This is a genomic window from Massilia sp. UMI-21 (genome assembly GCA_015277795.1).
GTDB lineage: Bacteria > Pseudomonadota > Gammaproteobacteria > Burkholderiales > Burkholderiaceae_D > Telluria.
This window is the reverse complement of the sequence record CP063848.1, coordinates 1,623,300-1,645,051: the sequence shown is the minus strand read 5'-3', so window position 1 is coordinate 1,645,051 and position 21,752 is coordinate 1,623,300. Positions and strand designations below refer to the sequence as shown.

Annotated in this window: 22 protein-coding genes and 1 pseudogene; 14 read left to right on the top strand and 9 right to left on the bottom strand. The window is 67.0% G+C overall.

The annotated features are described in order from the left end of the window. The first annotated feature begins 79 nt into the window (after positions 1–79). Together IM543_07330 and IM543_07325 are read left to right on the top strand one after the other, a co-directional pair. Positions 80–1,348 (top strand): MFS transporter, encoded by a 1,269-nt coding sequence (locus IM543_07330; protein ID QOY95650.1) that lies wholly within the window; start codon positions 80–82, stop codon positions 1,346–1,348. A gap of 115 nt (positions 1,349–1,463) precedes the next feature. Then, complete coding sequence (locus IM543_07325; protein ID QOY95649.1) at positions 1,464–1,841, top strand: HPF/RaiA family ribosome-associated protein; 378 nt, start codon at positions 1,464–1,466, stop codon at positions 1,839–1,841. Between the two features lie 39 nt (positions 1,842–1,880). Here IM543_07325 and IM543_07320 read toward each other — a convergent pair whose 3' ends face one another. Further along, positions 1,881–2,690, bottom strand: a complete 810-nt coding sequence (locus IM543_07320; GenBank protein QOY95648.1) for an ABC transporter substrate-binding protein — start codon at positions 2,688–2,690, stop codon at positions 1,881–1,883. 104 nt (positions 2,691–2,794) lie between these two features. Between IM543_07320 and IM543_07315 the strand changes: the two genes are divergently transcribed. Beyond that, positions 2,795–3,772, top strand: a complete 978-nt coding sequence (locus IM543_07315; protein QOY95647.1) for a GGDEF domain-containing protein — start codon at positions 2,795–2,797, stop codon at positions 3,770–3,772. Positions 3,773–3,856: 84 nt separating this feature from the next. Further along, positions 3,857–5,305, top strand: coding sequence for an exodeoxyribonuclease I (sbcB, locus tag IM543_07310; protein ID QOY95646.1), 1,449 nt, complete (start codon positions 3,857–3,859; stop codon positions 5,303–5,305). A gap of 111 nt (positions 5,306–5,416) precedes the next feature. On the opposite strand, the gene pyrF is transcribed toward sbcB, so the two are convergent. Further along, positions 5,417–6,238 (bottom strand): orotidine-5'-phosphate decarboxylase, encoded by an 822-nt coding sequence (gene pyrF, locus IM543_07305; protein QOY95645.1) that lies wholly within the window; start codon positions 6,236–6,238, stop codon positions 5,417–5,419. Positions 6,239–6,396: 158 nt separating this feature from the next. Here pyrF and IM543_07300 point away from each other — a divergent pair, with 158 nt between their 5' ends. The 9 genes from IM543_07300 to IM543_07260 all read left to right on the top strand — a co-directional run bounded on the left by IM543_07300 (position 6,397) and on the right by IM543_07260 (position 12,154). Beyond that, positions 6,397–7,008: a LemA family protein gene (locus IM543_07300; GenBank protein QOY95644.1), complete on the top strand. Its 612-nt coding sequence runs from the start codon at positions 6,397–6,399 to the stop codon at positions 7,006–7,008. A gap of 12 nt (positions 7,009–7,020) precedes the next feature. Then, complete coding sequence (locus IM543_07295; protein ID QOY95643.1) at positions 7,021–7,887, top strand: TPM domain-containing protein; 867 nt, start codon at positions 7,021–7,023, stop codon at positions 7,885–7,887. Positions 7,888–7,898: 11 nt separating this feature from the next. Further along, the gene (locus IM543_07290) at positions 7,899–8,408 is read left to right on the top strand and encodes a TPM domain-containing protein (GenBank protein QOY96562.1); all 510 of its coding nucleotides are present in this window, start codon (positions 7,899–7,901) and stop codon (positions 8,406–8,408) included. 111 nt (positions 8,409–8,519) lie between these two features. Further along, a complete protein-coding gene (locus IM543_07285; protein QOY95642.1) occupies positions 8,520–9,065 on the top strand; it encodes a CPBP family intramembrane metalloprotease in 546 nt (181 codons plus the stop codon). A 141-nt stretch (positions 9,066–9,206) separates the two neighbouring features. Then, positions 9,207–9,971 carry a glucose 1-dehydrogenase gene (locus tag IM543_07280; protein QOY95641.1) on the top strand — a complete coding sequence of 255 codons (765 nt, stop codon included), beginning with the start codon at positions 9,207–9,209 and terminating at the stop codon, positions 9,969–9,971. Between the two features lie 67 nt (positions 9,972–10,038). Beyond that, positions 10,039–10,260 carry a hypothetical protein gene (locus IM543_07275; GenBank protein ID QOY95640.1) on the top strand — a complete coding sequence of 74 codons (222 nt, stop codon included), beginning with the start codon at positions 10,039–10,041 and terminating at the stop codon, positions 10,258–10,260. Between the two features lie 315 nt (positions 10,261–10,575). After that, positions 10,576–10,890, top strand: a complete 315-nt coding sequence (locus tag IM543_07270; GenBank protein ID QOY95639.1) for a hypothetical protein — start codon at positions 10,576–10,578, stop codon at positions 10,888–10,890. 97 nt (positions 10,891–10,987) lie between these two features. Then, entirely contained in the window at positions 10,988–11,389 is a 402-nt protein-coding gene (locus IM543_07265) for a VanZ family protein (protein QOY96561.1), read from the top strand. Between the two features lie 171 nt (positions 11,390–11,560). Beyond that, entirely contained in the window at positions 11,561–12,154 is a 594-nt protein-coding gene (locus IM543_07260; GenBank protein ID QOY95638.1) for a hypothetical protein, read from the top strand. A 121-nt stretch (positions 12,155–12,275) separates the two neighbouring features. Here IM543_07260 and IM543_07255 read toward each other — a convergent pair whose 3' ends face one another. The 5 genes from IM543_07255 to IM543_07235 all read right to left on the bottom strand — a co-directional run bounded on the left by IM543_07255 (position 12,276) and on the right by IM543_07235 (position 19,591). Then, complete coding sequence (locus tag IM543_07255) at positions 12,276–14,102, bottom strand: glycoside hydrolase family 2 (protein ID QOY95637.1); 1,827 nt, start codon at positions 14,100–14,102, stop codon at positions 12,276–12,278. After that, entirely contained in the window at positions 14,099–15,187 is a 1,089-nt protein-coding gene (gene galK, locus IM543_07250; GenBank protein ID QOY95636.1) for a galactokinase, read from the bottom strand. The genes IM543_07255 and galK overlap by 4 nt, the downstream gene beginning before the upstream one ends. Further along, a complete protein-coding gene (locus tag IM543_07245; GenBank protein ID QOY95635.1) occupies positions 15,184–16,314 on the bottom strand; it encodes a M24 family metallopeptidase in 1,131 nt (376 codons plus the stop codon). The genes galK and IM543_07245 overlap by 4 nt, the downstream gene beginning before the upstream one ends. After that, positions 16,311–17,435 (bottom strand): galactose-1-phosphate uridylyltransferase, encoded by a 1,125-nt coding sequence (gene galT, locus IM543_07240; GenBank protein ID QOY95634.1) that lies wholly within the window; start codon positions 17,433–17,435, stop codon positions 16,311–16,313. The genes IM543_07245 and galT overlap by 4 nt, the downstream gene beginning before the upstream one ends. Positions 17,436–18,076: 641 nt before the next feature. Then, on the bottom strand, positions 18,077–19,591 hold the full coding sequence (locus IM543_07235) for a dipeptidase (GenBank protein QOY95633.1): 1,515 nt from the start codon (positions 19,589–19,591) through the stop codon (positions 18,077–18,079). A gap of 114 nt (positions 19,592–19,705) precedes the next feature. Here IM543_07235 and IM543_07230 point away from each other — a divergent pair. Beyond that, positions 19,706–20,571: pseudogene (locus IM543_07230) on the top strand (pirin family protein). Here the strand turns inward: IM543_07230 and IM543_07225 are convergent. Then, entirely contained in the window at positions 20,557–20,964 is a 408-nt protein-coding gene (locus IM543_07225; protein ID QOY95632.1) for a hypothetical protein, read from the bottom strand. The pseudogene IM543_07230 and the gene IM543_07225 overlap by 15 nt on opposite strands. 43 nt (positions 20,965–21,007) lie before the next feature. Next, positions 21,008–21,415 carry a hypothetical protein gene (locus IM543_07220; GenBank protein QOY95631.1) on the bottom strand — a complete coding sequence of 136 codons (408 nt, stop codon included), beginning with the start codon at positions 21,413–21,415 and terminating at the stop codon, positions 21,008–21,010. Positions 21,416–21,752: the final 337 nt, after the last annotated feature.

Below are 21,752 nucleotides of genomic sequence, written 5' to 3'. Positions count from 1 at the left end.
CCCCGCCCTACGACGGCAAGGGCCCAATTCGGGCACAATGCAGAGCCAGCCTTCCCAGCATTGTCCCCGAAAGTCCTTCATGTCCCTGCTGTCTCCTTCCAGCGGCCTGGCCGTCCTGCGCAACCGCAACCTCTCCTTCTACCTGTCGGCCCGCTTCCTCGGCACCCTCGCGGTGCAGATGCAGAGCGTCGCGATCGGCTGGCAGGTCTACCAGATCACCGGCAGCCTGTTCGACCTCGGCCTGATCGGCCTGGCGCAGTTCGCGCCCTTCCTGGTGCTGATCCTGTGGGCCGGGCACGTCGCCGACCGCCACAACCGCCGCAATATCGTCCTGCTGTGCATGGCCACCCAGCTGCTGTGCAGCCTGCTGCTGGTCGGTTTCACCGCCGCATCGTCCTCGACCGGGAGCAATGTCGTCTGGCCGGTGTTCGCGATCCTGGTGCTGTTCGGCTCCGCGCGCGCCTTCATGATGCCGGCCTCGCAGGCGGTGCTGAAGAACCTGGTACCGGACCGCGACTTCAGCCAGGCCGTGGCCCTGGGGTCCTCGACCTTCCACGTGGCCGTGATCGCCGGCCCGATCGTCGGCGGCCTGCTGTACGTGTTCGGCCCGATGACCGTGCACATGGTCGCGGCCAGCCTGCTGACGGTCGCGGTGCTGTGCATGGCGCGCACCCGCGCCGCGCCGCAGGCGCGCAGCCAGGGGCCGGTGAGCTGGACCTCGCTGCTGCAAGGCTTGCGCTTCGTGCGCTCGCGTCCGATCGTGCTGGGCGCGATCTCGCTCGACCTGTTCGCGGTGCTGTTCGGCGGCGCCACCGCCCTGCTGCCGGCCTACGCGCATGACGTGCTGCACGCCGGCCCCACCGCGCTCGGCATGCTGCGCACCGCCCCGGGCGCCGGCGCGGCCCTGTGCTCGGTCCTGCTGGCCTTCTTCCCGATTACGCGCCGGGTCGGCCTGTGGATGTTCGGCGGCGTCGCCGTGTTCGGCCTGTGCACACTGGTGATGGGCTTCACCGACAGCTTCCCGGTGGCCCTCGCCGCCCTGTTCCTGCTGGGCGCGGGCGACATGGTCAGCGTCTACATCCGCCACCTGCTGGTGCAGTTCGAGACCCCGGACGACATCCGCGGGCGCGTCAGCGCGGTGAACTCGGTCTTCATCGGCGCTTCGAACGAGCTGGGCGAATTCGAATCGGGCGTCACCGCCGGCTGGCTCGGCCTGGTGCGCGCGATCCTGCTGGGCGGCGCCGCCACGCTGGCGGTGACGGGGCTGTGGGCGCTGCTGTTCCCGGTGCTCTCGCGCATGGACCGGTTCCCGCATCACGACAAGGAAACGGCGGCGCAGTCGGTGTGACAGATTACAAGATGTCGGGCTTGCAACCTGGACGAGTGCCCCAATTTCCTTAACAGGACGCGGCCGAATCGACGCCGCGGGTACCATGAGCAGTCACGACAACAGGAGCAAACCTATGCAAATCAACGTCAATACCGACCGCACCATTACCAACCACCAGGGCCTGGACGAGCACGTCGACAGCGTGGTCCGCGGCGCGATCGACCGTTTCGCTGAACACATCACCAATGTCGAAGTGCACCTGAGTAACGAAAACAAGGAAAAACACGCCGATGGCGGCAACTCTTGCATGATGGAAGCACGTGTGCGCGGCTACCAGCCGGTCGTCGTGCACGAGCATGCCGACGACTTGCGCCAGTCGATCAAGAACGCGGCCGGCAAGCTGGCACGCGCCCTCGACAGCGCCCTCGGCCGCCTGCAGGACAAGGACCGCCACGGCCACGGCGCACCGGCGCTCGATCCGCTGGAAGACAAGCACCTGACCGATTCGTAATCGGCGCGCGCACGCCCGGCTCCTGGGCGTGCGTTTTTTTCAGGCCGCGGCGCCTTCCACCATCCCCCGCAAGGTACGCAGGTAGCGCAAGCCCGCCAGCGCGCGGCTGCCGTACCACGACATCATTTCTCCATCGACCAGGAACACCGGGATGCCGAGCTGCTTCTCGAGCGCGTCCGCATGCGTTTCCGTGAAGCGATAGGGCTCGGTGGACAGCAGGACCGCGTCCAGCCCCTGCACCAGTTGCGCCGACCAGTCGAAGCGCGGGTAGCGTTGCTCGCCCAGGTCCGGCACGCGCCAGCCCAGTTCGGCCAGCATGGCGGCAATATAGGTGTCTTTCGACACACTCATCCATGGATCCTGCCAGATGCAGTACAGCACGCTGCGCGCGGGCGTCGGCGGCAGCGTCCGCAAGCGCGCGAATTCCTCCTCGAACGCGGCGCACCAGCGCTCGGCGGCCTGCGCCGCGCCGAAGATGCCGCCCATCAGCCGCGCCAGCGCCAGGTTGTCGGCCGGCGCCAGCGGATGCGTGACCACGATGTTCGGCACGAAGGCCGCGAGCTGCTCGACCGTCGGCTTTTCGTTCTCGTCGATGTTCACCACCAGGTGGGTCGGCGCCAGCTTGCGGATCTTCTCGATGTTCACGTCCTTGGTGCCGCCCACCTTCGGAATCGACGCCACGAGCGCGCCCGGATGGATGCAGAAACCGGTGCGGCCGACCAGTTGGCCAGCCAGGCCGAGCTCGCACAGCAGTTCGGTGATCGAGGGCACCAGCGAAACGATACGGGCGCCGGCTGCCGGCGCATGGTGGCGCCCGAGGGCGTCGGTCAGGTGGGAAGGCGTCGTCATGGCCGCCATTTGACCACTGTTGTTTCTGGAACGCCAGCCCACGCGCATGCGTTGCAATGAGTTATCATTCCACAACGTAATGACGCTTTCTTCTTGAGAACACCTTGGACCCGATCGGCACCTTCGGTGCATCCCCCTACACCACGCGCGACCTGGCGCTGTTCCGCGATGCCGACGACCCGGCGCTCGCCGCGGCGCTGGCCCCCTGCGCCGTGATCCGGGTGGCGGCCGGCCAGCGGGTCGAGGACGGCTTGCGCGCACGGCTCTACATCGTGCTGTCGGGCGCGCTGGAAGTGGCGCCCGACGCCCATAGCGGCAACGAAGACACCGGCGCAGGCATGCACACCTTGCGCGTGCTGCCCGGCGAAAGCGTGGGCGAGCAGGCGGTGCTGGACGACGCGGTGAACCTGGCCGCGATGACCGCGCTGGAAGACTGCGAACTGCTGGTGATCGAACCGGAACTGGTATGGCAGCTGATCGACCGCTCGAACGTGCTGGCGCGTAACCTGCTGCGCCTGCTGTCGTTCCGGGTACGCCATGCCAACGCCCAGCTCAGGCGGCGCCAGAAGCTCGGCGAGTTCTACCGCCAGATGTCGCTCAACGACGGCCTGACCGGCCTGTACAACCGCGCCTGGCTCAATGAGATGCTGCCCAAGCTGGCCGCGCGTGCGCGCCAGGACGGCAGCCCGCTGTCGCTCATCATGATCGACCTCGATCACTTCAAGCGCTTCAACGACACCTACGGCCACCTTGCCGGCGATGCCGCCCTGTCCAGCGCCGCCGGCGTGATCCGCGAATCGCTGCGCCCCTCGGACTTCGCGGTGCGCTATGGCGGCGAGGAGCTGCTGGCGGTGCTGCCGGACACCCAGGCCGGCCTGGCCGGGATGGTGGCCGAGCGCCTGGCCGAACGCCTGCGCACGGCGATGGTGTTCCCCGACATGCGCCTGCCGCTACCCCACATCACCGGCTCTTTCGGCGTGGCCAGCCTGGCGCCCGGCGGCAACGAGCACGAACTGGTGGCGGCGGCCGATGCCGCGCTCTACCGCGCCAAGCAAGCCGGCCGCGACCGCGTCAGCATCTGAAGGGCTGAGCACAACGGCTGACGGCGGGCGCGATCTGTGCCACCATGGCGCCTGCCCGCCCACGGGACGACACCACAAGAACACATGAGCACGCATACCTTCCTCTGGCACGACTACGAAACCTTCGGCGCGACACCGCGCCGCGACCGCCCGGCCCAGTTCGCCGCCATCCGCACCGACGCCGAACTCAACGAGATCGGCGAGCCGATCATGCTGTACTGCCGGCCGGCGCCCGACTTCCTGCCCGATCCGCAATCCTGCCTGATCACCGGCATCACGCCGCAACACTGCCTGGAACATGGCGTGCCGGAACATGAATTCGCGCACCAGATCGAGGCGGCGTTCAGCGAACCCGGCACCATCGGGGTCGGCTACAACACCATCCGCTTCGACGACGAAGTGACGCGCCACCTGTTCTGGCGCAACCTGATCGACCCGTATGCGCGCGAGTGGCAAAACGGCTGCGGCCGCTGGGACTTGCTGGACGTGGTGCGCATGACCCATGCGCTGCGGCCGGGCGGCATCGAGTGGCCCCGCAAGGAAGACGGCAAGCCCAGCTTCCGGCTGGAAGACTTGAGCCGGGCCAACGGCCTGGCCCACGAGGCGGCGCACGATGCGCTGTCGGACGTGCGCGCCACCATCGCCCTGGCACGCCTCATCAAGCTGAAGCAGCCCAAGCTGTTCGACTTCTGCCTGGAGCTGCGCCGCAAGGACCGGGTCGCCGCCGAGATGGGCCTGCACCTCGACCCCGGCCAGCGCCAGCCCTTCCTGCACGTGTCCGGCATGTTCCCGGTCGAGAACGGCTGCCTGGGCCTGGTCTGGCCGCTGGCCCAGCACCCCACCAACAAGAACGAGATCCTGGTCTGGGACTGCCGCCACGATCCATCCGAACTGTTCACCCTCGACATCGAGACGATCCGCACCCGCCTGTTCACCCGCAGCGCCGACATGCCGGAAGGGATGACGCGCCTGCCGATCAAGAGCGTGCACCTGAACAAGTCGCCGATGCTGGTTGGAAATCTGAAAACCCTGCAACCGGAGATGGCGACGCGCTGGGGGATCGACGTGGCGCAGGCCCGCGCGCACGCGGCGCTGGCCGCGGGCGGGCCCGACATGAGCGCGATCTGGGCCGAGGTGTTCAAGAAGCCGGCCCCCGGCGCCGCGGTGGACGTCGACGAAGACCTGTACGGCGGTTTTGTCGGCAACGGCGACCGGCGCAAGCTGGAATCGCTGCGCCACGACAAGCCGGAAGCGCTGGCCGGCGTCCGCCCCTCGTTCGAGGACGAGCGCCTGTCCGAACTGTTCTTCCGCTACCGCGCGCGCAACTTCCCGCAGACCATGTCGCCAGACGAGGCGGAGCTGTGGGAAGCGCACCGGGCGGCGCGCCTGTTCGAAGGCGCGGGCGGCGCACGCACGGTCGACCAGCTGTTCGGGGAGATCGATGCGCTGTCCGAGAACGCGGACGAGCGGGCCGAGGAGATTCTCGGCGCGCTGTACGACTATGCGGAAATGATTGCGCCGAGCAGGTATTGAGTGCGTGCACTGCAGGCGCTGCGCACGATGGGTGCGTTGGCGCCTGCAGTGCGCACCTGGTCCCCGGCCTGCGCCACGTTCCCAGTGCGCCGGCAAACCGCCAGCGCGTCCTTAGCCGCGCGCCGCATTGATCGCGTCGCGCGTCTCCAGCGCCACGCGCCTTGCCGCCGCCGCGAAATCCTCGCCGGCCTGCGGTGTCGCGTACAGGATCGCGCGCGATGAATTGATCATCATCCCGGCGCCGTTAGCGCTGCGCCCGGCCTTGACGGTCGCTTCCACATCGCCGCCCTGGGCGCCGACGCCCGGAATGAGCAGCGGCATGTCGCCCACCAGCTTGCGCACCTGCGCAATCTCTTCCGGGAAGGTCGCGCCCACCACCAGCGCCAGCTGGCCGTTGCGGTTCCATTTATCGGCCACCAGCCCGGCCACGTGCTGGTACAGCGGACGGCCGCCCACGTCCAGGAACTGCAGGTCCGAGCCGCCCGCGTTCGAGGTGCGGCACAGCACGATCACGCCGCGGTCGGCCCATTCCAGGTAGGGCTCGACCGAATCGAAACCCATGTAGGGGTTGACCGTCACCGCATCCGCGCCGTAGCGGTCGAATGCCTCGCGCGCGTACTGGTGCGCGGTGGCGCCGATGTCGCCGCGCTTGGCGTCGAGCACCAGCGGAATGTGCGGATACTGCTCGCGCAGGTAGCGGCAGATCTGTTCCAGCTGCGCTTCGGCGCCCAGCGCCGCGAAATACGCGATCTGCGGCTTGAACGCGCAGGCCAGGTCGGCGGTGGCGTCGATGATCGCCTTGCAGAACCGGACGATGGCGTCCGGTTGGCCCTGCAGCTGCGCGGGAAAGCGCGCCAGGTCCGGATCCAGCCCGACGCACAGCAGGGAGTCGTTGCGGGTCCATGCCGCGGAAAGTTTGTCGATGAATGTCACGTCGGCCCCTTGTCAGTCGATTATTGCAAACCAATATTGTACCTGCCGGCCCCACCGCCGGCAGTCCAGGGGCGGATATCGCCCCCGAAGATGCGCCAGAAGTTCTTTACATCATGTATATTTTGACCATTCGACAACTTGGCATGGACAAAGCGATCATGACATCTACCTTCTTCCCGCGCTGGATGCGCGCCCTGGCCCTGGCCATCCTGACCGGCTCGCTGCTGTCGGGCTGCGGCTACAACGAGTTCCAGACCAAGGACGAGGCAACCAAGGCTGCCTGGAGCGAGGTGGTGAACCAGTACCAGCGCCGCGCCGACCTGATTCCGAACCTGGTCAACACGGTCAAGGGCTATGCCTCGCACGAACGCGAGACACTCGAGGCGGTGACGCGCGCACGCGCTGCCGCGACCAGCTTCCAGATCACGCCGGAGGTGCTGAACGATCCGGCAGCGTTCAACAAATTCCAGCAGGTGCAGGGCGAACTGTCCGGCGCACTGTCGCGCCTGATGGTCGTGTCCGAGAAATACCCCGACCTGAAGGCCGACACCAGCTTCCGCGACCTGCAATCGCAGCTCGAAGGCACCGAGAACCGCATCACGGTGGCGCGCCAGCGCTATATCGCGGCGGTACAGGACTACAACGTCACCGTGCGTAAATTCCCGAACAACCTGACCGCCATGGTGTTCGGCTACGAGACCAAACCTTCGTTCACCGTCGAGAACGAAAAGGCGATCTCGACCGCGCCTACGGTCGACTTCGGCAAGTAAGGCCGGTACCCGATGCGCGCGCCGTCCGGACACCGCTATCTCCGCGCATGGTGGGCCCCGCTGTTGGCCTGCCTGCTGGCCTTCGTCCTGGCCGCTCCGGCATTCGCCCAGCTCAAGCCGGTACCGGCGCTGAGCGGCCGCGTGGTCGACGAAGCCGGCATGCTCGACCCGGCCCAGCGCGAGCGCCTGACCGCGGTGCTGGCCGACTACGAGGCGCGTACCGGCAGCCAGATCGCCGTGCTGCTGGTCAAGTCGACCGAGCCCGAGGCGATCGAGCAGTTCAGCATCCGCGTCACCGACGCCTGGAAGCTGGGCCGCAAGGGTGTCGACGACGGCGTGCTCCTGATGGTGGCGCGCGACAATCCGAGCGCGCTGCGCCGCCTGCGCATCGAGGCCGGACGCGGGGTGCAGGGCGTGCTGACCGACGCCCAATCGAAACGTATCCTGCAGGACGTGATCGCACCGCACTTCCGCCAGAATCATTACTACGAAGGCTTGGTGGCCGGTGTCGGCGCGATCGCCACCTTGCTCAACAAGGAAAGTTTCCCTGCACCCGCCCAGCAACAAAGCCCGCAGCGCCAAGTCCAACAGGACAGCGGCGGCGGCTTCTCGCTGTTCGGCATCATCGCGCTGTTCGTCGTCATCAGCATGCTGCGTTCGATCTTCCGGCCGCGCCGCAGCCGGCTGTCGCCGAACCACTGGGGCCAGCGCCGCAGCAGTGGCCTGGGTAATGTAGCGACCGGCATCATCCTCGGCAACATCATGGGCGGCATGGGCCGCGGGGGCGGCGGTTTCGGCGGCGGTGGCGGCTTCGGCGGCGGCGGCTTTTCCGGCGGCGGCGGCAGCTTCGACGGCGGCGGCGCCTCGGGAGACTGGTAATGGGTATCGAGATGGGATTCACTCAGCGCATCCAACGCGCCTGGCGCCACCTGGGCAGCAGCAGCGGCGACGCCAAGCGCGCCTTCCCGGAAGCGACGCTGACGGCGATCAGCGAAGCCATCACGGCCGGCGAGCAGACCCACCGCGGAGAAGTGCGCCTGATCATCGAAAAGGCCCTGCCCTTCGACGAGGCCTGGGAAGGCGTCACCAATCGCCAGCGCGCGCTGGCCCTGTTCGCCGACTATGGCGTGTGGGACACCGAGGACAATTGCGGCGTACTCATCTACATCAACCTGGCCGAGCACAAGGTGGACATCGTGGCCGACCGCGGCATCGACCGCAAGATCGACCGCGCCACCTGGCAGGGGGTGTGCCGCACCATGACCGAAGGCTTCCGCGAAGGTCGCTTCCACGACGCGGCGCTGGCCGCCATCGGGCAGGTCAACGAACTGCTGCGCCAGCATTTTCCTGCCGACGGCAACCGCGCCAACGAGTTGCCGGACAAGCCGCTGATGCTGTAAGCGGGCTCCTTCCAGGACAGGCGGGCGGGCGTGCGCCCGTTTGATTCAGGTCTGCGATCGCGCACGCCCGCCGCTTAACATGGGCGCCTCTCCAGACAAAGGAGGTGCGCCTTGGCTATCCGGATCACGACCCTCCCGCCCCGCTGGGCCCACTGGCGCTGCAGCCTGCAAAGACGACCCTTCGTCACCGCGGCGGCGCTGGGCGCCTGCCTGGGCATCCTGTCGAGCTGCTGTGCCCTCCTGTTGCTGGGCGTATCGCTGCAACTCCTGCCGCCCGAACAATGGGGAGATTCCGCGGCCTCCAGCCTGCGCAATCTCGGCCGGGGCACGATATTCGTGCTTGCCGTGATCTATGCCCCCTTGATCGAATCCTTCGTGGGCCAGCTCATACCGATGGAAATCCTGCGCCGGTTCCGGGCCCACCCGGCCGTTTGCGTGCTGCTGGGCGGCGTCGTGTTCGGCGCAGGCCATTCCCTGACGAGCGGCCTGGTCCATGGCATCGCCAGCTTCGCGGCGGGCTGCGTGTTCGCCTGCGCCTACGTCGCCATGCGCTGGGCCGGCATCAGTGCCAGCTTCCTTGCGGTAAGCAGCGCACATGCGATGCATAAGCTGATGCTGCTTTTCGTCTTCGCGCCCCTGGTCCCGCCTGCGTTCTAGCGAAGCCGGTCATTCCGGCAGCCGAGGGGCCAGCGCTGGCCGGGTGGAATTGCCGTTTGTCCGGCTGGCGTGGCGCGCCTGCTTGAGACCGCCCTGCCCGGCTGTTTACAATGGCCGTTTTTCACCTGCCAGGAACCTGCCATGAGACTAGCCAACAAAACCGCAATCGTTACCGGCGCCAGCCAGGGCATCGGCCTTGCCTGCGCCACCCGCCTGGTGCAGGAAGGTGCGCGCGTCATGCTCGTCGACGTCCGCCCTGAAGGCGCGCAGGCCGCGGCTGCGCTGGGCGAGGCCGCACGCTTTCATCAGGCCGACGTCGGCATGAAGGCCGATGTCGACGCCATGCTCGCCGCCGCGCTGCAGGCCTTCGGCCAGATCGATATCCTGGTCAACAATGCCGGCGTCACGCATGCGGCCGACTTCCTCGAACTGGCGGAAGAAGATTTCGACCGCGTCCTGCGGATCAACCTGAAATCGATGTTCCTGTGCAGCCAGGCAGCAGCGCGCGAGATGGTCAAGCGCCAGACCGGTTGCATCATTAATATGTCCAGCGTGAATGCCGAACTGAGCATCCCGAACCAGGTACCGTATGTCGTGTCGAAGGGCGGCGTCAACCAGTTGACACGGGTGGCGGCGATCAGTCTTGCCGCCCACGGCATCCGCGTCAATGCCATCGGTCCCGGAACGATCCTGACCGAACTGGCGAAGAAGGCCGTGCTCGGCAGTCCGGAAGCGCGGCACACGATCCTGTCGCGCACGCCGCTCGGCCGCTGCGGGGAGCCCGAGGAAGTGGCCGCCATCTGCGCCTTCCTGGCCAGCGAGGATGCCTCCTACATGACTGGCCAGACCCTGTACGCGGATGGCGGGCGCATGGCGCTGAACTACACCGTGCCGGTGCGCGAGTAGACGCTGTCCGGGCAGCGGTCGTGGAAAAATCGTAGAAAAATCGTGGGGGCGAATTAAACGAACAGATATGCAAAATATCAATGTCCGGTATCTGTATACTAAATTGGACATATATTTCGCGCTGCAACATACTGCAGCTGTCTCCACTATTCTCCTCCAAGAAAATAGTTTTAAGCCCGCCTCGAGCGGGCTTTTTTTTATCCTGGCGCTGCCCGGCCAGCGCCCCCTGCACGATATTGATGAGATTGCGGAAATCCGATTCCGTTCGCTGTCCAGGGTTCACCTTTGATCGCCGTCACATCGTGGTCACAATCGATCCATATAATTTGAATCACCTGCGATACACGTAACCGATATGCGTGATGGCAGCAGGTGTGCTGCACCGGGTGCAACACACCAACCGAACATGCGTTTCTTGGCCTGATCTTGGGTTGTGCCCGCCAGTTCCTGGCGGGCATTTTTTTCTTCGCATTAGCAACACGCCAATAAAAAAATGCCGGCAGAGCTTGAAGCTGCCTGTGATTTGGCTATGATGAAGCTCCCACCCTGCAGTTTTACTTCGCCGCAGGGTTGCGGAGACAATTCGATAATGGGAGCCTGTCCTATGAATCTACGTGCATCCGAGACCTACGCGCATCCACCCGAATCGAACGCCGGCCGCCGCCACCATGCCGACGGCAACCTGGTGTTGAGTGAGCTCAATCCCCTGGCCGTCATCGACCGGCTCGACGGCGACAGCGTGCCGCTGAACCTGCTCACTTTCGGCAGCGTGCGCGAAATCTGCCCCAAGTGCCGCCACACCCATCTCAAACTCGTGCTGCGGCAGGACAGCGTTCGCATTGCACACCTGTTCTGCGCGGACTGCGAAAGCTGTTTCGACGCCCATTACCCGAACGGCGCGCCCGCGCTGACGATCTGAACCCTTAAGCGCGACGCCAAGGCGCCGGACGGCGGCCGGTGTGGTCTCCAGAACGACAGGCATGGTATCGTTGGCATTTGCCCAGCGATTCATCGTCATGCCCGCTTTCCTGTCGCTCCTGCTGTTCGACCCCCGCCTGCGTTCCGCCCGCATCAAGACTTCCCTGGTGCTGTATGCGGGGGTGATTGCAGCCGGATCGATTCCCGGCGCCCGCGCCGAGGTCGGCGAATACGCGCCCGGCGTGGTGCTGCACGGCCTCACCTACGCCTTCCTGACCCTGTTATGGTTCCTCGGCAGCACGGGCAGCGGTGTCGCGCGCGCGGCCAAGGCCGTGCTCGCGATCGCCCTGATGGGCGCGGCCGACGAGCTGGTACAGAGTTTCCTGCCCTACCGCAGCGGCGACGTGAATGACTGGATGGTCGATGTCACGGCGGCGCTGCTCACCAGCGCCCTGCTGGCCGTGCTCGTGCGGCGGCACGGCCCCCTGCGCCAGCGCTGACCAGTTCCGCCGCGGAAAAGTCCGCCGGCCTCGTGGGCACTTTGATGCAGCTCAGCTCCAACCCGGGTCAGCTGGAACGCTGACGCGCTTCTTCCCTCTCACTCCAGTGGCACGTGGCATCGTCACGCATCCCAATATCCACGACCGAACAACCACCATAAGGAGTTGATCATGAAGCAAAAACACCAGAGCATGATCCTGGCGGGCTTGCTGGCTGTAGCGCTGGGCACGACCGGGTGCGCCGGCATGCGCGGCGGCGGCGAGTCATCGGGCGACGCAGGCGGCAGCGCGACCTCGGGCGGTGCGACCGGCACCGGCGGCTCCAGCAGCTATGGTGCCGGCAGCGCCACCGATGCCTCCGGCAACCCCACCGGCAGCAGCGGCAGCTCGAGCAGCTCGGGCACCATGGACAGCGGCACCTCGGGCAGCTCCGGCACCAGCGGCAGCAGCGCGTCGGGCTACGAGCAGTCCGGCAGCTCGGGCGCGCTGGGCAGCACCGGCGCTTCCGGCACCCCGGCCGCGGCCAGCGCCATCCCCAACAGCACGGTGCTCGCAATCGAGGTCATCCCGCGTGAAAGCGCGGGCAGCGCAGGGAGTTCTGGCAGCGCAGGCAGCACCGGATCGAGCGGCGCGGCCGGCGCCAACAGCTACCGCGTGACGGTGCGCATGGACGACGGCAGCACCCAGGTCATCACCCAGGACACCACGCCCGTGTTCCGTAGCGGCGATCGGGTGAGCGTCGCCGACGGGGTCATCCAGCCCTGAGCTTCCCCGGCGTCCCGTCGCGCCGTGTAACACGCAAAGAACAACGCGCATCCTGCGGTGCGCGTCCTGGCCGAGCGGTTCGGCGGCCAGCTCGCGCTCGCCGCCGCCATGCCGCGCCCACTCAAGGCATGCCCGTGCCTCCCGGAATGCCATCTCCTTCGGCTTCGACTTCCTTCCTTTGCAGCGCCACGTTGCGGGTGGCGGCGCTGATCACCTCCAGCGGCAGCTTCGGCGTGCGGTCCGCATTCAGCAGGCCGTTCGCTTCCTGGAAGGTGTCGGTGAACTGCGTGTAGCAGAAGCCGCTGAACATGAAGGTTTCGTTCACGACCCTCAGCAAGTCGCGGTACAAGGACAGGTAGCTCTCCGCCGAGTGCGCCCGCGAATAGCCCCAGGTGGTCTTGTCCGCGTCCGGATCCTGCTTCGGATCGTAGGCGATGCCGCCGAACTCGGTGAGAACGATCGGCTGGCCGCGGTGCGGGAAACCGTCCAGGGTCAGGATGCGGCCGCCCGGACGCCGCTGGTCGAACAGGGTGCGTACCGGGTCGGTGACCGCATAGCGCGCCTCCAGCTTTTCCGGGTCGCAGTCGTAGTCGTGGATGCCGAGGATGTCGGTGGCCGAGGCTTCCCAGCCATCGTTGCCGATCACCGGCCGGGTCGCATCGAGCGTGCGCGTCAGGTGGTACAGCGCCTCGACCGCGTTGCGGTGGGCCTGGGTCAGGGTCAGGTTCGGCACGCCCCAGGATTCGTTGAAGGCGACCCAGACGATGATGCAGGGATGGCTGTAGTCGCGCTGGATCGCCTCGGTCCACTCGCGCACCATGCGGGTGATCGCGCGCGAGCTGAAGCGGTAGGCCGAAGGCATTTCTTCCCACACCAGCAGGCCGAGCTTGTCGGCCCAGTACAGGAAGCGCGGGTCTTCGATCTTCTGGTGCTTGCGCACGCCGTTGAAGCCCATCAGCTTGACCAGTTCGACGTCGCGCTTCAGGTGCTCGTCGGACGGCGCGGTCATGAAGGATTCCGGCCAGTAGCCCTGGTCGAGCACCAGGCGCAGGTGGTAAGGGCGGCCGTTGAGCATGAAGCGGTCGCGGTTGATCGAGACCGAACGCAGCGCCGTGTACGAGCGGATCCGGTCGAGCACGCGGTCGCCGCAGCGCAGGGTCACCTCGGCGTCGAGCAGGGTCGGGCGTTCCGGACTCCACAGGATTTCGTTGCGCGAGTCGTCGATGCCGGGGTCGGACAGCGCGATCTTGCGGTTCGCCTCGCCCTGCAGCAGCTTGTAGTAGTCGTCCGCCAGCAGGTGCTCGCCGTGCCAGATCTTGACTTCGACAAACAGCTCCTGTTGGGTATGGCCGGCCGCGAACACCTCGCAGCCGATCTCGTAGGTCTCGAAGATCGGGGTCCAGCGCAGCGAGGCGATGTAGGTGTCTTCCACCTGCTCGACCCAGACGGTCTGCCAGATGCCGGTGGTGCGCGGATACCAGATCGAGTGCGGCTCGAGCAGCCAGTCCTGCTTGCCGCGCGGCTTGGCCAGGTCGGCCGGGTCGTCCTCGACGAAGACCGTCACCACCTGCTTGCCGTCGGCCTTCATGACGCCGGTGATGTCGGCCTGGAACGGGGTGTGTCCGCCCTCGTGCTCGGCCACCAGGCGGCCATTGACCCAGACCCGGGCCGCATAGTCGACCGCGCCGAAATGCAGGATGGTGCGCTTGTCGTTGGGCAGCAGTTCGAACTCGCGCTCGTACCAGACCGCACGGTGGAAACCGGTGTCCTGGATGCCGCTCAATTCCGTCTCGACGGCGAAGGGCACGTTGATCTCGTGGGTCCACTCCGCCACGTCGTGCGGCAGGTGGTAGTCCAGTTCGTCGTCGAAGCAGAAGCGCCACTTGCCGTTCAGGTTGATCCAGTTGTCGCGCACCAATTGAGGACGGGGGTATTCAAACTGATTCATTGTTGTCCTTTCTGTTCAGTCGGAACCGGAATGAGGATCCGGCCCTGTCGTCCGTTCTTGTTATAGGCCGCCAGCGCGGCGGCGGCCGCTTCCTGCGCCTGTCCTGCCCGGCACAAGGCCACGCAGGCTCCACCGAAGCCGGCGCCGGTCAGGCGCGCACCCAGCACGCCGGGCGCCGCACGCAGCGCTTCGCACAGCGCGTCCAGTTCGGGGATCGAGACTTCGTAGTCGTCGCGCAGGCTGAAGTGCGAGGCATTCATCAGTTCGCCGAAACGCTCGGCACTGACGCCTTGCGCCGCCTCCTGCACCCGCAGGTTTTCGTGTACCACGTGGCGGGCCCGCTCGCGCATCGGCGAGGGCAGGTTTTCCACCGCGGCCGGGTCCTGCACGTCGCGCAGCGCCTGCACGCCCAGCTTGCGCGATGCCTCCTCGCACTCGGCGCGGCGCTCGTTGTACTTGCTGGCGGCGAGCTTGCGCGCCACGCCCGAGTCGATCACGATCAGCTCGGCATCGGGCGGCATCGTGACCAGGCGGTGTTCCAGTGTGCGTGCGTCGATGAACAGCATGTTGTTCTCGTCGCACAGGCTGGACGCCATCTGGTCCATGATGCCGCAGTTCACATGCGCGAACTCGATCTCGGCGCGCTGGGCGATGCGGGCCAGCCTGACGTCGTCGAGCTCGAAGCCCAGCAGCGCGCGCAGCGCCCGCAGGGTCGCCACCTCGAGCGCCGCCGACGAGGACAGGCCCGAGCCCACCGGCAGGTCGCTCGTGATGTAGACGCGCACCGGCGGCACCTCGATGCCTTCGGCCTGCAGCAGCCGGATGCAGCCCTCGATGTAGCTGCCGTAGCCTTGGGGCGCGCTGCCGTCGTGCGGGAAGGTGACGGTATTGTCGAAGGCCGGCGAGTAGAAGTGGAAATGCTCGTCGCCGCTGCGGCTTATCGCCACCAGCGTGCGCTGCGGTGTCGCCACCGGCAGCATGAACCCGTCGTTGTAGTCGGTATGCTCGCCCAGCAGGTTCACGCGTCCGGGCGCCGACGCGTTGACATCAGGCGCGCCGCCGAAGAAGGTGTCGGGATTCATCATGATGATGCTTGCGCCTCCAGCCAAAGGGGCCGCTTGCGGCCGTGTACGTCCGCCGCCGGCCAGCCGGGGTCGAACGTGAGATTCTCGAGCCCGTCGGGGCCGAGCAGGAAAGTGTCTTCGATTTTTACGCCCGCGAAGCTCGGGTTGAGGGCGAACGCCATGCCCTCTTCCAGCAAGGTGGCGGTGCTCGGGCCGGCCACGATCTCGCGCGCCGCGTAGCCGGTGATGCCGCCCTGGTGGTGCTCGCGGATCGCCGCTTCGCGGTCGGCATGCCGGTAGGCCGCGTCCAGCGCGTGGTACACGGCCGACAGCGACTTGCCCGGCTGGACCGCGGCCAGGCCGGTGGCCTCGACCTCCATCAGGGCGCGCTGTTCGTCCAGCGGCGCCGCACCCGCGAAACTCACGAAGCGGGTCAGGTTGGCGTACAGGCCGTGGCGGCGCGCGCAGAACACCAGCATGGCGCGCGCGCCGATCCGCTCCGCGGTCGGGGTCGGATGGCGGTAGGCCGGCAGGCGGCGCTCGCCGGCGGCCAGGATCAGGGCCGGGTGGATGCCGCGCCGCCACAGCGCTTCGGCGCCGGCGCCGGCCAGTTCGTATTCGGTCCAGTCGGGCCGTGCGCGGCGCAGCACCTCGCCCATGGCCTCGGCGGCTTCGCGGCCGAGCAGGCGGTAGCGTTCGCGCTCGTTCGGGCCCAGCACCATGCGGCGCTGGCGCAGCGCGTTCGGCAACGGCTGTTCGCCCCCTGCCGGGCCGCCCATTCCTCCAGCGGCGGGCCGGTCGGAAAAGATGCTGCCCCCGGCTGCCGCATTCTGCACATGGCGCTCGCGCAGCTCGGGTTCGGCCCAGGGCGCGATGTGGAAGGTGAAGCCGGCGGGCAGCTCCTCGGCACGCAGGCGCTCGGCCTCGATGGCGTCGGTCAGGATGCAGGCTTCATCGAGCGTCACCAGCACCTCGGCCACGCCGTCGTCGGTAGTCTGCAGCACCGCACTCGAGCCGCCCGCGGTCACCCAGGCGAACCAGTCGACGCCGCGCAGGCGGATCGCACCGCCGCCTGCCGCGGCCAGGTGCGCGCGCAATACGGCCAGCTTGTCCGCGACCTCGGCGGCGCGCTGCTGGAGCGCGCTCATGCGCGGCGCTCCGCGCCATCGGCCGGAACGCCGGCCTCGTCCAGGCTGACCTCGACCTGCTGCAGTTCGTAGGCCGTGGTCTCGGGCAGCACGTCCATGGCGAACATGCCGGCCGCCAGTTCGGTGCCGGCCAGGTACTTCAGGCGGTCCCTGGTCCGGTAGGGCGGATAGAACTGCGCATGCAACTGGGTTTCCGGATGCTCGGCGCCGTCGGTCGGCGCCTGGTACCAGGCCATCAGGTAGGGGAAAGGACGGTTCCACAGGGCCTCGAACTTGAGCAGCACGGTCTTGAGCGCGCGCGCCAGGCCCTCGCGCTGCGCTGGCGCCACGGCGGCGAAGTCGCGGCAAGGGGCGGTCGGCATCACCCATACCTCGTAGGGATAGCGGGCGCAGGCCGGCACGAAGGCGATCGCGTGCTCGTCCTGGTACAGCACGCGCTTGCCGTCCGCGGCTTCGTCGCGCGCCATGTCGCACAGCAGGCTGGTGCCGTGCTGCAGGAAGTATTCGCGCTCCTGCGCCAGCTGGCGCGCCGGCACCTCCGGCACGAAGGGATAGGCATAGATCTGGCCGTGCGGATGGTGCAGGGTCACGCCGACCTCGGCGCCGCGGTTCTCGAACGGCAGTACGTAATGGATGTGCTGGAGGCGCCCGATGCGCGAGGTGCGGTCGCCCCACACCGACAGCAGCAGCGCGATGCGCGACAGGGGCAGCGCAGCCAGCGCGGTGCCCGGGTCCTGCGTGAACACGACTACCTCGCAGTGGCCGTTGGCAGGCGCGGTCGGCACCGTGACCACGGGCGGATCGTGCGATTCCAGCGCCAGCGAGGGAAAGCGGTTGTCGAACACCGCGATCTCGTAGTCGCCGGCCGGCATCTCGGTGGGATGCTGCGCATCCGTCGTCGGCGCCAGCGGGTTGTACTGCGGCGGCGGCTGGTAGGTGCGGTTCTGGCGGAAGGCGGCATACGTCACCCATTCGCCGCGCAGCGGGTGCCAACGCAGGTGCGGATTGGCATGCTGGGGATCGGCGAAGGGGCTGGGCGCAGTGATGCCTTCCGGAATCGGCTGCGTGCTGTACAAGGTGATGTTGCGTCCGTCCGGCTTCTCGAGATCTTTGCTGTGCATGGCATCCAAAAAATGTCGGGCAAGAAAAAGCATGGAACGCGAGCCGACACCGGGATCACCGGTGTCCTCGCGGTCAGTAGCAACGATCCTATCATGCAGCTTTCGCCACATTTTCCCTCTAGCACGGAGGCATTTTCCAGCCATCAATGTAACGGCGGTGCAGGGGCAAAGCCGCATGCCTGGCCCGCCCTGTGGCTCCTAGGGAAAGGCCCGAACGCCCATTCTGCGCAGCCTTGTCTTGTAGGCGCAGTCCTACACTACAATCAGAAGTATTTACACATTTTGGCGCGTCAAAAACCTACGAGCTCGACATGGCCGCGACAGTGGCCGCCCGCGCCTGGCGACCAAGAAAAAAGGCTCTGTCAGCTTTAGCGATGGATGAGGCCTGAACTGCTGAGCTTTTCCCTGGTCGAACACCTGTCTCTATCGGCAGGAAGCGGCCGTGAAAATACCCAGACTCCGGGACGCAAACCTGGATACGCGCACCAGGCGGTCAAGCTACCGGGTGCTCGACGGCGCACGGGCCATTGCTGCGGAACAGTTGTTGCGCATCGCGACCGGCGTCAACAACAGATAACGGTGACAGCGTCCAAAAAAAACCCCGGCATTGCCGGGGTCCGTCGCTGGCGATGGTGGGTGGCCTACTTCGCCAGCTCGACCAGCACCGCCGTGTACATCTGCAGGTTCAGCAGCAGCTGCTTTTCGGTGATGAACTCGTGCTCCGAGTGGCCGGTGTAGACCTTGCCCGGCATCGCCGGACCGAAGCTCACCGCTCCCGGGAACAGGCGCGAGTTGGTGCCGCCGCCGACGGCGACCGGCGCCGGGTTCCGCATGCCGGTGAAGTACGAGAACACGGACATCAGGGTCGGCAGCTGCGGCGCGCTCTTCTGCAACCACGGGTCGCTGATGCGTACCGTGACGTCGGCCAGCGGCAGCCGGCGTGCCTGCCATGCGGCCAGGGCGGCGTTGACCTCGCCCGTCAACTGCTCGCCGGTCTTGCCCTGCGGGCGGCGCATGTTGATCGACACCTCGATGCCATCCTCGCGCTGCTTGATGACGGTCGGGGCGAACGTCATCGGACCCATGAAGCTGTCGCGGTAGGCGATGTTGCCGAACTTCTCGCCGTAGATGCCGGTGCCGACCATCTCGTTGAGGAAGTTCACCACGCCGCCGGCCGTGGTGGCGGCCCAGGGGCGCACCGCCAGCGCGTCGGCCAGCATGCTCACCGCGTTGACGCCGTCTTCCGGCTTGGAGGAATGGGCCGATACGCCCTTGGCCTTGATCGCCAGATTGCTGCCCTGCCAGCTGAAACTGTATTGCATGCCCTGCTGTGTGGCGCCGCGGGCGCGGATCGCCCGCTCGATCTCGGGCGTGGCGTTGGCGATGAGGGCATTGGCGTCCTCGGGAATCTGGCTGCCGAAGAAGCCGCCGCCGAATTGCGCGACATAGGGCTGGCCTTCCGGCGCCGGCGCCGCGCCGGCCTTCGGCACCGTCACGGCCACCGTGCCGTAGCCCTTCTCCGCCGTCACCGCCGGATACTCGGCGTCGAGCGTGATGTTGACCTGCGGCGGCTGGTGGGTCTTGAGGAATTCGACCAGCGGGCCCCAGTCGGACTCCTCGCCCATGTAGACGTAGAGTTCGATGCGCTTGGACAGCGGCAGTGCCTTGTCGCGGATCGCCTTCATCGCGTACAGCGCGGTGGCGATCGGCCCCTTGTCATCCTCGGCGCCGCGCGCCAGCAGCTTGCCCGGTTCGCTGGTACGGTCGAGCACGAAGGGCGACTTCTTCCACTTTCCCGGGTCCACCGGCTGCACGTCGCCGTGGGTGATCACCCCGACGCGCTCGCTGCCTTGTCCGAGTCCGATGACCACGGTCCAGCCGTGGTCCGCATAGTCCAGGCCGAGACGCTGGGCTTCGGCCTTGAGGGCTTCCTTGAAGGCGATGTGAACGGGGTTCTTGTCGGACGGGACGGCCTTGTCGGCCACCGTGTTGTAGCTGACCAGCTTGGCCAGGGTGTCGACGATGTCCTTGCGGTAGGTGCTCGCCGCGTACTTGGCGGTCTTGACGGCGACCTCGCTCGGGGGCGTGATGGCCGCGGCTGCGGGCAAAGCGATGGATGCCAGCAGCAGGCTGGCAAGCAGGGTTTTTCTAATCATGGGTCGCCGTCTCCAGGTTGCAAAAGCGCAAAGAGTCTAGCACAGGCGTGTGCGACCGGCAGGCCGGCTTCGGGTATCGTGAGGCGCCCATCCCACTGCCCGGAGTCCACCGCCATGCCCCTTAGATCCGTCCACCGCCTGCACCCCGCGTTGCGCGACGATATCGGCGACCTGATCACGCAGCGCCCGCTGCCCGGCCGCCTGGTCGACCAGATCGATCCCTTCCTGTTCCTCAACCACCACGGCCCGCAAACCTATCCGCCGCACAACCGCGGCCTGCCCTTCGGCCCGCACCCGCACCGCGGCTTCGAGACCGTCACCTTCATCCTCGAGGGCATGCTGGCCCACCGCGACAATGCCGGCCACGAAAGCATCATCCACGCCGGCGGCGTGCAGTGGATGACGGCCGGGCGCGGCATCGTGCATGCGGAGGTGTCGCCGCGCGCCTTCCTCGAGCGCGGCGGCCCGATCGAGATCCTGCAGTTGTGGATCAACCTGCCCGCGCGCCTGAAGATGAGCGAGCCCGCCTACACCGGCCTGCAGCGCGCCGACATCCCGGCCCTATCGGTCGACGACGGCAAGGTGACCCTGAACCTGATCGCGGGGGAATGGGAGGGAAGCGCGGGTCCGCTGCGATCGCTGACCGGGGTATTCATGAGCACCCTGGAGATGCGGACGGGAGGCAGTATCCGCTTCGGCGGACTGGACGGGCGCAACGTGTTCCTCTACGTCGCGCGCGGCGTGGTCCGGGTCGGCAATCATGCCGACCCGGTGAGTCCGATGCACCTGGTGGAGCTGGACCAGGCCGGCGACACCGTCGAGATCCGCGCCAGCCAGGATGCGGTCGTGGTGTCGGCCATGCCGACCCGATCCGCGAACCGGTGGTGTTGCATGGCCCCTTCGTGATGAACACGCGCGAGCAGATCGCGCAGGCCATCAGCGACTACCAGGCCGGACGCTTCGGCTCAGCGCTGGGCTAGCGCGACCAGGCGGCCGTCCGGGCTGGTGATGCGCACCGTGTCGGGCATGCGGCGCAGGCCAGACTGCTCGAAGCTGAGCCGCACATCCTTGTCCATCGCGGCGAAGCGGTATTTGCCGACGCGGACGATCTCGGTCGGCCCGTCACCGAAGTCGGCATACAGCTTGCGCTGTTCGCCATGCCTGGTGCCGGTGATGCGCAGGATGCGGCCATCGTCGAGTTCGTATTGCCCCTGTACGCTGTGGAAGGTGAAGGCCCCGATCCGGGCTTGCTGGGCGCCGACGATGTCGACGCGGCCGGCATCGGCGCCTTGCGGCGCGGCGCCGGCGACACCCGCGGCGCTCAATGTGATGAGGGCGGCAGCGGCTGCCGGCAGGAATGTGGTGCGGATCATTGCGGAATCCTTTCAGGTCGAAGTGGATGAGCCAGCACAGCGCTTAGCGCTGGGCCAGGGCGAGCTGGCGGCCGGCCACGGTGCTGACCCGCACCGAGTCCGGCACACGGCGGCTGTTCGGACGCTCGAACGCGAGGCGCAGGTCCTTGCCCATCGCGACGAAGCGATTCTTGCCGACGTGGACGATCTCGGTCGGCCCGTCGCCGAGGTCGGCATACAGGGTGCGCTTCCGGCCGTCGACCTTGCCGGTCACGGTCAGCATGCGGCCGTCATCGAGGCCGTATTCGCCCTGTACGCCGTCGAACATGAAGGGGGCGAGCTGGGTCTGCTTTGGCTGGGCGCCGACGACGTCGACGCGGCCGGCGTCGGCTTGCGGCGCGGCGGTGGCGGCACCGGTGGCGCTCAGGGCGAGGAAGGTGGTGGCGGCGGCCAGCAGGAGTTTGGTGCGCATGATCGGTCCTTTATCGGGGAAGAGGGTCGAACCTGTGCGGCTGGGGTCTCGCGCCGCGCGGTCCACATGGTCGGTTTCGCCAGCGCTTGTGCAGGTTTGTCTGGCGATGGAGGAAGTGTAGCGAGCCGCCGCCCAGCCTCAAGCCGCAAGCGCCGAAACGCGGAAAACACATGACGAAATGCGTAAAACCGATGCCGGACGGGAGGTGCATATTCGTGTGCTTCCCGCATGTCTGCACGCCGTGCAGATGTGTCGGACAGCCTGGATTGGCGGGCGAAAACCGCTGGTGCGGAACGTGCGTCGGATGGCATGCAGATGCCTTACAGTAGGGATGTTT

What these genes read in the sequence shown, in the direction of transcription:
- IM543_07330 (QOY95650.1), top strand. Translation starts at nt 80, where the DNA reads ATGTCCCTGCTGTCTCCTTCCAGCGGCCTGGCCGTCCTGCGCAACCGC.
- IM543_07325 (QOY95649.1), top strand. Translation starts at nt 1,464, where the DNA reads ATGCAAATCAACGTCAATACCGACCGCACCATTACCAACCACCAGGGC.
- IM543_07320 (QOY95648.1), bottom strand. Translation starts at nt 2,690, where the DNA reads ATGACGACGCCTTCCCACCTGACCGACGCCCTCGGGCGCCACCATGCG.
- sbcB (QOY95646.1), top strand. Translation starts at nt 3,857, where the DNA reads ATGAGCACGCATACCTTCCTCTGGCACGACTACGAAACCTTCGGCGCG.
- IM543_07300 (QOY95644.1), top strand. Translation starts at nt 6,397, where the DNA reads ATGACATCTACCTTCTTCCCGCGCTGGATGCGCGCCCTGGCCCTGGCC.
- IM543_07295 (QOY95643.1), top strand. Translation starts at nt 7,021, where the DNA reads ATGCGCGCGCCGTCCGGACACCGCTATCTCCGCGCATGGTGGGCCCCG.
- IM543_07290 (QOY96562.1), top strand. Translation starts at nt 7,899, where the DNA reads ATGGGATTCACTCAGCGCATCCAACGCGCCTGGCGCCACCTGGGCAGC.
- IM543_07280 (QOY95641.1), top strand. Translation starts at nt 9,207, where the DNA reads ATGAGACTAGCCAACAAAACCGCAATCGTTACCGGCGCCAGCCAGGGC.
- IM543_07275 (QOY95640.1), top strand. Translation starts at nt 10,039, where the DNA reads ATGCAAAATATCAATGTCCGGTATCTGTATACTAAATTGGACATATAT.
- IM543_07270 (QOY95639.1), top strand. Translation starts at nt 10,576, where the DNA reads ATGAATCTACGTGCATCCGAGACCTACGCGCATCCACCCGAATCGAAC.
- IM543_07265 (QOY96561.1), top strand. Translation starts at nt 10,988, where the DNA reads ATGCCCGCTTTCCTGTCGCTCCTGCTGTTCGACCCCCGCCTGCGTTCC.
- IM543_07260 (QOY95638.1), top strand. Translation starts at nt 11,561, where the DNA reads ATGAAGCAAAAACACCAGAGCATGATCCTGGCGGGCTTGCTGGCTGTA.
- IM543_07255 (QOY95637.1), bottom strand. Translation starts at nt 14,102, where the DNA reads ATGAATCAGTTTGAATACCCCCGTCCTCAATTGGTGCGCGACAACTGG.
- galK (QOY95636.1), bottom strand. Translation starts at nt 15,187, where the DNA reads ATGATGAATCCCGACACCTTCTTCGGCGGCGCGCCTGATGTCAACGCG.
- IM543_07245 (QOY95635.1), bottom strand. Translation starts at nt 16,314, where the DNA reads ATGAGCGCGCTCCAGCAGCGCGCCGCCGAGGTCGCGGACAAGCTGGCC.
- galT (QOY95634.1), bottom strand. Translation starts at nt 17,435, where the DNA reads ATGCACAGCAAAGATCTCGAGAAGCCGGACGGACGCAACATCACCTTG.
- IM543_07235 (QOY95633.1), bottom strand. Translation starts at nt 19,591, where the DNA reads ATGATTAGAAAAACCCTGCTTGCCAGCCTGCTGCTGGCATCCATCGCT.
- IM543_07225 (QOY95632.1), bottom strand. Translation starts at nt 20,964, where the DNA reads ATGATCCGCACCACATTCCTGCCGGCAGCCGCTGCCGCCCTCATCACA.
- IM543_07220 (QOY95631.1), bottom strand. Translation starts at nt 21,415, where the DNA reads ATGCGCACCAAACTCCTGCTGGCCGCCGCCACCACCTTCCTCGCCCTG.